Origin of the sequence: Pricia sp., from assembly GCF_041745955.1 — a bacterium.
Classification (GTDB): Bacteria; Bacteroidota; Bacteroidia; order Flavobacteriales; family Flavobacteriaceae; genus Pricia.
Genome location: NZ_JBGTHY010000502.1, coordinates 1 through 2,357, shown reverse-complemented (window position 1 = coordinate 2,357; position 2,357 = coordinate 1). Strand labels below are relative to the sequence as shown.

At 42.7% G+C, this 2,357-nt stretch carries 2 protein-coding genes and 1 pseudogene; 2 read left to right on the top strand and 1 reads right to left on the bottom strand.

Annotated elements, in window-relative coordinates:
• Window positions 1-44 precede the first annotated feature (44 nt).
• Both ACEW8S_RS17785 and ACEW8S_RS17780 read left to right on the top strand, forming a co-directional pair.
• Window positions 45-646, top strand: a pseudogene (locus ACEW8S_RS17785) (carbonic anhydrase family protein).
• A 141-nt stretch (window positions 647-787) separates the two neighbouring features.
• Complete coding sequence (locus ACEW8S_RS17780) at window positions 788-1,093, top strand: hypothetical protein (protein WP_373519455.1); 306 nt, start codon at window positions 788-790, stop codon at window positions 1,091-1,093.
• Between the two features lie 498 nt (window positions 1,094-1,591).
• Here the strand turns inward: ACEW8S_RS17780 and ACEW8S_RS17775 are convergent.
• A partial coding sequence (locus ACEW8S_RS17775; RefSeq protein ID WP_373519454.1) for a sulfatase/phosphatase domain-containing protein occupies window positions 1,592-2,357 on the bottom strand: 766 nt, incomplete at its 5' end.

Below are 2,357 nucleotides of genomic sequence, written 5' to 3'. Positions count from 1 at the left end.
GCTTAATTTTTATGAATCAATTTTAAAACAAAATATGTAATGTAATGAAAGCACACACAAAGAAAACACAAGCCACAATGACCCCTGAAAAGTCGTTGCAATTTTTAAAAGAAGGAAACCAACCGTAATTTACTGGAACAGGTAAACCACACAAGTGATGGGCAATTTCCCTTCGCCACTATACTGAGCTGCATAGACTCTCGCGTTTCGGCAGAGTTGGTTTTTGACCAGGGACTAGGCGATATCTTCAGTATTCGTATTGCCGGTAATTTTATAAATCAAGATATCTTGGGCAGTATGGAATTTGGATGTAAACTAGCGGGCACAAAACTGGTTGTAGTGCTTGGTCATACGGCCTGCGGGGCTGTTAAAGGAGCCTGTGACGATGCCAAATTAGGCAATCTTACCAATGTTAGAAAAAATAAAGCCCGCAGTAAAGGCCACTAAAGAACCAAAAGAAGCTGACCAACGCACTTCCAAAAACGCCACGTTTGTTGATAGCGTAGCACAGAAAAATGTAAATTTAAACATAGACCGAATATTACATGAAAGCGATGTTCTTGCCGAAATGCAACAAAAGGGCGAAATCATGATTATTGGTGCTATGTATGATGTAAGCACTGGAGTGGTAACCTTTTACCATTAATAAAAAGGGATTGGCAAACACGATAAAGCTATTTTGTTTTTGGTAATAAGCCAGGGCAACCTATACTGTTTCTTTCCTGGGTCGGGTTATGTCAAGACCCGTCTTTCAGGAGCCATCCACGGGTTATTCCTACTAATCATATTGCTTGGCGCAGGATCATTGGCTGCTTACAACCCCATTCCAGTACTGGCAGGTATTCTGATACCCGTAGGGCTCAATATTATAGATTACAAAGCCTTGAAGCACCTGCTAAAAGTTTCCCGTGCAGCTACATTTGTGCTACTGCAGGTATTGCTCATTACAACTTTTGACAACCTGATTTATGCTGTAGGTATTGGTATAGTTTTGGCATCTGTTCTTTTTATGAAAAAGATCGGGTGTCTGGCAGAGGAACGGACAGAGATAGAATCTTTGGGAGAAATACAACCTGAAACCCTCTGGGCTTGACGGAACTGGGTATCTCTTCGCTGGGCACAAGTGCGGGGTATGTACTCGAGAACGTTTGACGCACTCTTTATCTTGTTCGATTGCTAAAAGGGACGCCTTTGGAAAAGGATTTGCAAGAGCCCTTTCTAGGGTTCAACCAGAGCAACGCCCTATTGGGGGCACGCTTAAAATCCCTTTTCAATGTTTCCGACAACGCATTACGGACTTCTTGGATATAATTGATTTATAATTTTGGGAATAGCTGGTCTAGTTTATCCAATTACGGTACAATCCTCAACCGCTTGGAGAGAAATCCCGATATCCCTAATAGTTGCCATAATTCTATATAGATACGCCAACGATGTTTTGATCAATCAAAACTCGATAACATCAAGACTTGACGGAATTATTTTACTCGTATCCTTAATATGTTTTCTGTACTATATATTTAAACAAATGAAAAGGGAAAATATAGAGGTAGTTCCGTATGATCAAAAGTCAAATATTAAAATTTGGAGTTTAATCCGGTCTCGGAAATTGGCGGATACGTGAATACCTTTTGTAAGTATCGAAAGCTTCTTTGTTCGGTCCGACAATTCTGGGGTCTTTCGATTTCTTTAGTTCTACCCTTAAACGGGCCATCAAGTGTTCCTGTTCTTTTTCATGTGCCGCATCAGCGTATAAATTCTTTAAACACGACGGATCTTCGGCGATATTGTACAGTTCGAATTCCGGCCTTTTGGCGTGGGCAAGGGCAAAATAGGGGGCGATCGAATCGTTCTTGTAGTTTTCGATGATATAGGTCTTGGTCGGGCAGTCGTCGATATCCATAAAGGCGGCATCGGGAATATAATGGCCATTCTCGTCTAGGCCGTACATGGACAATAAGGAGGTAATGTCCTTGGGGTCATATTTTTGGGGGGCGCCCGCAGGCCAAAGGTCCGGTTTCATATTCCAGATAAGGACATAGTACTCTGAAAAGATGGCCCGCTGCGGGTATCCCCAATTTTTGTATCGCGAGGAAGAATGCCGCTCCCTTCCCGCAAAACTATATTTTCGCGAAGCATCTACGGCATCTTCCTTCTTCGACTGCAGGATGTCCAAAAAGCTTTTTCCCGATATGGGAAGCATCTTTTTTGGTGTTGTTTCCGTGACCTCTAAAATAGTCGGCGCAAAATCGATGAACCCGACCAAATCATCCGACCTTCTGTCTTTCCCGAATTTTTTAGGATAGCGTATCGCCAAGGGCACATGCGCCCCGTACTCGTAACTGTTGGCCTTGGCC